General features: G+C 70.2%; 6 protein-coding genes and 1 pseudogene. 4 read left to right on the top strand and 3 right to left on the bottom strand.

Features of this window, described 5'->3' with window-relative positions; genetic code table 11:
- The 3 genes and pseudogenes from VNT50_RS05980 to VNT50_RS05970 form a co-directional block, all read left to right on the top strand.
- Positions 1 to 712 (top strand): annotated as a pseudogene (locus VNT50_RS05980) (hypothetical protein); the annotation flags it as partial.
- Positions 713 to 807: 95 nt separating this feature from the next.
- Complete coding sequence (locus VNT50_RS05975; protein WP_325484187.1) at positions 808 to 2,376, top strand: APC family permease; 1,569 nt, start codon at positions 808 to 810, stop codon at positions 2,374 to 2,376.
- Positions 2,377 to 2,468: 92 nt separating this feature from the next.
- On the top strand, positions 2,469 to 2,879 hold the full coding sequence (locus tag VNT50_RS05970) for a VOC family protein (protein ID WP_325484186.1): 411 nt from the start codon (positions 2,469 to 2,471) through the stop codon (positions 2,877 to 2,879).
- Positions 2,880 to 2,942: 63 nt separating this feature from the next.
- Here VNT50_RS05970 and ald read toward each other — a convergent pair whose 3' ends face one another.
- Together ald and VNT50_RS05960 are read right to left on the bottom strand one after the other, a co-directional pair.
- Positions 2,943 to 4,073 (bottom strand): alanine dehydrogenase, encoded by a 1,131-nt coding sequence (gene ald / locus VNT50_RS05965; protein WP_325484185.1) that lies wholly within the window; start codon positions 4,071 to 4,073, stop codon positions 2,943 to 2,945.
- A 36-nt stretch (positions 4,074 to 4,109) separates the two neighbouring features.
- Complete coding sequence (locus VNT50_RS05960) at positions 4,110 to 5,105, bottom strand: asparaginase (RefSeq protein ID WP_325484184.1); 996 nt, start codon at positions 5,103 to 5,105, stop codon at positions 4,110 to 4,112.
- 80 nt (positions 5,106 to 5,185) lie between these two features.
- Here VNT50_RS05960 and VNT50_RS05955 point away from each other — a divergent pair, with 80 nt between their 5' ends.
- On the top strand, positions 5,186 to 5,674 hold the full coding sequence (locus tag VNT50_RS05955) for an OsmC family protein (protein ID WP_325484183.1): 489 nt from the start codon (positions 5,186 to 5,188) through the stop codon (positions 5,672 to 5,674).
- Between the two features lie 89 nt (positions 5,675 to 5,763).
- Here the strand turns inward: VNT50_RS05955 and VNT50_RS05950 are convergent, their stop codons facing one another.
- Entirely contained in the window at positions 5,764 to 6,540 is a 777-nt protein-coding gene (locus VNT50_RS05950) for a lysophospholipid acyltransferase family protein (RefSeq protein ID WP_325484182.1), read from the bottom strand.
- Between the last annotated feature and the right edge of the window lie 112 nt (positions 6,541 to 6,652).

The following is a 6,652-nucleotide window of genomic DNA, read 5'->3' as shown; positions in this document are numbered from 1 at the left end:
CCCCGCCGATCACGCGCGCGCGGTGCTCGACCGTCTCGAGGGGATGGCCCGCGACGCCGCGGTGATGGGCACGTACCTCGTGCTGACCGCGCAGCGACTGAACGGTTCCCTGGCGCGCGTCGTCGAACCGCTTCCGAGCCGGGCGGTGCTGGCCCTCGCCACGCGCGCCGACCACATCGCCGCCGGCGGCGAGCCCGACGGCTTCATGCCCGGGCGTCCGCCGGGTCGTGCGCGCTTCGGCGGCCGCGAGCTGCAGTTCGCGCGCGCGGCAGCCCCGGGCTCGGGCGGAGGGCTCCTGGTCACGGATGACGTCGCGCCGGGGGACTGGTCGCCGGACAGCGAGTTCACCGGGGTCGTCACGAGGGGCGTGCGCAGAACGGTCGACGCTCTCGCCACGGCCTGGAACGTGCGGGTCGTCGCGGTCGATCGACTCGCGCCGGGCGCGCGGCTGGGCGACCTGCTCGCGGACGCGGGTGGATCGCCGACGGTGCTGGTCGGCGACGCGGACGCGTGGCAGGCGCAGTGGGGTCTCCTCCAGGCCCTGCGGGCGCAGCATCCGCTTCTCGTCGATGCCGCGTGCGCGACGGAGCTCCGGACGATCGCGGGGGAGCGCGACCTGCCGCCGTACGCTCAGCCCGGCGCGGGGCGCGCGTGGCTGTGCACCGGCGACTCCCCGCCGCGGCGGGTCGTCCTCCCGCTCACGACCGCGTGACGCGTGTGACGTGGCCGACTCCACAGGACACGATTCGGCACAGATCCGGGCCCGCGTCCTATGCCTGCCGCGGGCGCGGGCCTACAGTATCGCTTGTGACATCGACGACACCGATCGACCTTTCCCCACCCGAAGGAAAGGGTCTCGCCGCCGGAACGCTGGGGCTCTGGGGCTCCACCGTCATCGGCCTCGCCTCCACGGCGCCCGTCTACTCGCTCGTCGCGACCCTCGGCTTCGTCGTCCTCGCCGTCGGTGCGCAGGCCCCGATCGCGTTCGTCGTGGCGTTCATTCCCATGCTCTTCATCGCGTTCGCCTACCGCGAGCTCAACAACGCCGTGCCCGACTGCGGCACGACCTTCACGTGGGGAACCAAGGCGTTCGGCCCGTGGGTGGGCTGGATGGGCGGCTGGGGCGTCGCCGTCGCCGGCATGGTCGTCCTCGCCAACCTCGCGCAGATCGCCGGCATCTACTTCTGGGCGCTGATCGACGGCATCGTCCGCACCTCCGAGGATGCTCTCCTGTCGGACAACGTCCCGCTCGTCACTGCCACCGGTGTCGTCTTCATCGCCGCGATGACGTGGGTGAGCTGGCGCGGGGTCGAGATCGGCGAGAAAATCCAGAACATCCTCCTCGGCATCCAGTACGCGGCGCTCGCGATCTTCGTCGTCGCCGCCCTCTGGCAGTTCTTCGCGGGCTCGGCCCCCGACCCGACGCCGTTCGACTGGTCGTGGTTCAACCCGTTCGCGTTCACCGAGTGGAGCGGATTCGTCGAAGCGATCCTGCTCGCGCTGTTCATCTACTGGGGCTGGGACACGTGCCTCGCGCTCAACGAGGAGACGAAGGACCCCAAGCGCATCCCGGGGCGCGCGGCCCTCCTGACCACCGTCATCCTGCTCGTCACCTACGTCGGGGTCACCGTCGCGGCGATGATGTACGCCGGACTCGGCGAGACCGGCACGGGCCTTGGCAACGAAGCGAACGCCGACGACTTCTTCCTCGCGATCAAGGACGGACTGCTCGGACCCGTCGGCTGGGTGCTCGTCGTCGCCGTCATGATCTCGGCGATCTCATCGACCCAGACGACGATCCTGCCCACCGCGCGAGGCACGCTCGCGATGGCCGCCTACAAGGCGCTGCCGAGGCGTTTCGCGTCCGTGCACCCGCGGTACAAGACCCCCTCGTTCTCGACGCTCGTGATGGGCATCGTCGCATCCGTCTACTACGTCGGCATGACGCTCATCAGCGACAACATCCTGCAGGACTCGATCCTTTCGCTGGGTCTCGCGATCGCGTTCTACTACGGCATCACGGGCTACGCCTGCGTGTGGTATTTCCGTCGTGAGCTGTTCGCGTCGGCGAGGAACTTCTTCTACAAGTTCCTCTTCCCGTTGCTGGGCGCCCTCATGCTCACGTACGCGTTCGTGCAGTCCGCGATCGACATGTACGACGTCGATTACGGGTACACCGTGCTGCTGGGCATCGGTGGCACCTTCGTGCTCGGGATCGGTTCGCTCGCCTTCGGCGTCGTGCTCATGCTCGTGTGGTTCGCGTTTCCCCGATCGAAGCCCTTCTTCCGGGGAGAGAGCCTCAACCGGCAGACCGAGGTGCTCGTGCCGGACGATCCCGCGAGCGCCGGCCGGTCGGTCGATGGCGGTCTCACCTGATCGCCCGACCACCGGAAAACTGGATCGCGCAGGGAGCGCATCGAGCAGAATCGGAGAAGCGATCGCGGATGCCGCGCCCTAGCGTGGTCGTCATGACTATCGCACTCCAATACTGCAACGTGACCGTCAACGACGTCGATGAGGCGATCGCCTTCTACGGCGATGCCCTCGGACTCGAGGTCCAGAACGATGTGGCATCCGGCGAATTCCGCTGGGTCACGCTCGGAAGCGACGCGCAGCCCGGGCTCGGGATCGTTCTCTCCGAGCCGCACGCGGGCCGCTCGCAGGCCGACGGCGACGCGATCGCCGAACTCCTCGCCAAAGGAGTCCTGCCCATGCTGGTGTTCAACTCCAGCGACGTCGACGCCACCTTCGAGAAGGTGCGTGCTTCCGGGGCGGAGGTGCTTCAGGAGCCCATCGAGCAGCCCTGGGGACCGCGTGACTGCGCCTTCCGCGACCCGTCGGGAAACACCGTCCGCATCTCGCAGGCGCCGGCGGCCTGACGGCACCGCTCGCCGTGACCGGGTTCGGCGGTCACGCTCGACGCGCGACCGCCGAACCGGAGCTCAGGCCAGCGCGTCCTCGAGCGGCAACGCCGCCAGCCCGTGCGCGGCGGCGACGCCCGGGTTTGCGACCGCGCCGGCGGTCGTGTTCAGGCCATGCGCCAGCGCGGCATCCGCACGCAGCGCCTCGCGCCAGCCGTTCCGCGCGATCTGCCGGATGTAGGGGAGGGTCGCATTCGTGAGCGCGGAGGTCGACGTGTTGGGCACGGCGCCCGGCATGTTGGCGACGCAGTAGAACACCGTTCCGTGCACCGGAAACGTCGGATCCGCGTGCGTCGTGGGGCGCGTGTCCTCGAAGCATCCGCCCTGGTCTACGGCGATGTCCACGAGCACGCTGCCCTCGCGCATGCGCGAGACCATCGCGTTCGTGACCAGCTTCGGGGCCTTCGCGCCGGGGATCAGCACCGACCCGATGACGAGGTCGGAGTCGACGACGGCGCGGTCGAGGTCGAGCGGATTCGAGGCCGCCGTCTTGATGCGGCCGGCGAAGTGGTCATCGAGATAGCGCAGGCGCTGGATGTTGGTGTCGAACACCGTCACGTCGGCGCCCAGTCCGGCCGCGATCACGGTGGCGTTGGCGCCGGCGACACCTCCGCCGATGACGGTGACCCTGGCCGGACGGGTGCCGGGCACGCCCGACATCAGCAGCCCCAGGCCGCCCTGCGAGCGGAGCAGGGTGTTGGCGCCGACGATGGGCGCGAGCCTTCCCGCGACCTCGCTCATCGGCGCGAGGAGCGGCAGCCCGCCGCCCTGTGGTCCGGACCCGCCCAGCTGCACCGTCTCGTACGCGATCGCCGTGACCCCGGCATCCACCAATCGATCCGTCAGCGGACGGTCGGCCGCGAGGTGCAGGTAGGTGAAGAGCACCAGGTCGCGGCGGAAGTACCCGTACTCGCTCGCGACGGGCTCCTTGACCTTCAGAACGAGGTCGGCGCGCGCCCAGACCTCCGCGGGGTCATCGAGCAGCGTCGCTCCGGCGGCTTCGTACTCGGCGTCGCCCATCGACGACCCGAGACCCGCGCCGCGCTGCACCACGACGTCGTGGCCCGAACGCACGAGATCGTGCACGCCGGCGGGGGTCAGCGCGACCCGGTACTCGTTGTTCTTCACCTCGGTGGGGACGGAGATCCTCATCGAACTGTCCTCTCGTAGGCGCCGCTGTGCGGGCGTTCAGGTTCCGACGGTGGGGCGGATGACCCCGACGTCGCGTCCGCCACCGTGGACGGCAAGGGGGAGATGGGCCGCGGCATCCGCAACCTGCGCCTGGCTGAGTGCGCCGGCCTGACCGAGCAGATGCACGGCGATGACGCTCGCGGCACGCGCGCCGCCGTCGAGCACCTTGAGCGCGACGGTGGTGCCGTTCGGGGCGACCATGACCATGATCGATTCCGCCCCGCCCTTGGCGAAGACGCCGAGCCGCTCGATCACGATCGAATCGGGCCGGCCCGGCCCGTCAATCGTCCACGGGTTCTCGCGTACCGTGCGCACGAGCGCACCGGCGACGCGGTGCAGGGCGAAGGGGGAGCGCTCGGACGCGGTGCCGATGCGGTGGATGCCGCGGGCGAGGCCCGTCAGGGTCATCGCGTACACGGGCGCCCCGCATCCATCGATCGCGGTGGCGGCCACACGCTCGCCGGTGAACCGCTCCACGACCTCGCGGATGTGCACCTGGAGGGGATGCGAGGGATCAAGGTACCCCTGGGTCTTCCAGCCGGTGGTGATGCACGCCAGGAGCATCGCCGCGTGCTTGCCCGAGCAGTTCATGCGGATGCGTGCGGGCTGCGCGTGCGCGCGGACGAGCTCGTCGCGCGTGGACGGGTCTGCGGGCCACGCGGCCGGGCATGCCAGGTCGTTCTCACCGAGGCCCCCCTGATCGAGGATGTCGCTGACCACCGCGACGTGTCGGTCGGTGCCCGAATGGCTCGCGGTAGCGAGGGCGAGCCGCTCGCCCTCGAGCGCGGCGCCGGCCGTGACGCACGCCACCGCCTGCAGCGGCTTCATGCTCGAGCGAGGGAGGACGAGTGCGCCGACGGCGCCGTATGAGCCGACGATGTCACCGTCGGGCGAGAGGACGACGGCGGATCCTGCATGACGGGACTCCACGAACCCACTGCGTTCGACGACGGCGAGCTCGACCGCGTCGGCGACGGCGAAGGTCTGGGGCACGTCGCCAGCCTACCGCCGCGGGGCGGCTGTTCCCGGGCCCGCCCCGGGGCGCCGGGACAGCGCTGTGGAAGACTGGCGGCATGTTCGGCGAGCACCGCTATCGGGTCACCGCGACGTGGACGGGAAACCTCGGTTCCGGCACGTCGGGGTACCGCGAGTACAGCCGGGATGTGACCCTCGAGGTGTCGGGCAAACCCGTCGTGCGGGCGTCGTCCGACAAGCCGTTCCGCGGGGATCCGGGCCGCTGGAATCCCGAGGACCTGCTCGTGTCGGCGCTCGCGGAGTGCCACCTGCTGTCGTACCTGCACGCCTGCGTGCAGGCGGGCGTTGTGGTGGTCGGCTACCGCGACGACGCGAGCGGGCTCATGGTCGAGGACGGCAAAGGCGGGGGCGCCTTCTCGGAGGTGACGCTGCGACCCCACGTCACGGTGGCCGATGCCTCGATGGTGGATGCCGCGACCGCCGCCCACGCGCAGGCGAACGCCTGGTGCTTCATCGCGAACTCGGTGAACTTTCCCGTGCGGCACGAGCCGAAGATCGAGGTCGCGGCGCCCGCGCCCGGTCGCTGAGCGGCAGCCCGGTCGCTGAGCGGCAGTCCGGTCGCTGAGCGGCAGCTCGGTCGCTGAGCGGCAGCTCGGTCGCTGAGCCTGTCGATGCGCTAGAGGCGCTCGTGCGGGATGGCGCGCCGGATCTTCTCGACGGCGCCGTGCGCGGGAGTCTCGTTGTACTCGTTCGCGAGCTCCTGCCCCGAGAGCGCGTGGATCGCGGACATGATGTCGTCGGTTGCGAGGCGACGGGCCCGGCCCGATGACGCGGCGCCGTGGTGGCCGAGTTCGAGGGGCTGACCGAACCGCACCGTGATGCGCTTGTTCATGGCCGGGCGCTTCGCTCCGACCGGCATGACGTCATCGGTGCCGATCAGGCCGACGGGAACGACGGGTGCGCCCGTCTCGAGCGCGAGGAAGGCCACCCCCGTGCGGCCCTTGTAGAGGCGACCGTCGAGGGAGCGGGTGCCTTCGGGGTAGAGCGCGACGGCACTGCCGGATTCGAGCAGCACGCGCTGCTGTCCGAGCGCATCCAGGGCCGCCTTTCCGGCTCCGCGGTGCACCGCGATCGCCCCGATGGAGGTGAAGAACGTGCGTGAGACCCAGCCGGATAATCCGGTGCCCTCGAAGTAGTCGGCCTTCGCGAGGAAGTGCACGGGACGGGGGGCCGCCACCGGGATCGCGATCGAGTCGATGAACGAGAGGTGATTGCTCGCGAAGATCACGGGGCCGGTCTTCGGGACGTTGTGCTTGCCTTCGACGTGCGGGCGGTAGATCAGCCGGGCGAGGGGCCGGATGATGCCGCGACCGATCGCATAGGTGGCCCCCATGCGCCGCTCGGGCGGTTCGACGATCTCCGGTTGGGGTTCCGTGTTCTCGTCGGCGGTCATCCGAAGAGGGTACCGCCGATTGCATTCCGTCGTCGGCATGGCGTGGCTCGATGGCGGGTCGTTGGGTGAGTCTCGCTCTGCTCGGGTGGGTCGCGCTCTGCTCGGGTTGGGT

Origin of the sequence: Microbacterium sp. (assembly GCF_035554235.1) — a bacterium.
Lineage (GTDB): Bacteria > Actinomycetota > Actinomycetes > Actinomycetales > Microbacteriaceae > Microbacterium.
The sequence above is the reverse complement of the archived record's forward strand: the minus strand, read 5'-3'. Positions and strand labels throughout refer to the sequence as shown.

What these genes read in the sequence shown, in the direction of transcription:
- ald (WP_325484185.1), bottom strand. Translation starts at nt 4,073, where the DNA reads ATGAGGATCTCCGTCCCCACCGAGGTGAAGAACAACGAGTACCGGGTC.
- VNT50_RS05950 (WP_325484182.1), bottom strand. Translation starts at nt 6,540, where the DNA reads ATGACCGCCGACGAGAACACGGAACCCCAACCGGAGATCGTCGAACCG.
- VNT50_RS05955 (WP_325484183.1), top strand. Translation starts at nt 5,186, where the DNA reads ATGTTCGGCGAGCACCGCTATCGGGTCACCGCGACGTGGACGGGAAAC.
- VNT50_RS05970 (WP_325484186.1), top strand. Translation starts at nt 2,469, where the DNA reads ATGACTATCGCACTCCAATACTGCAACGTGACCGTCAACGACGTCGAT.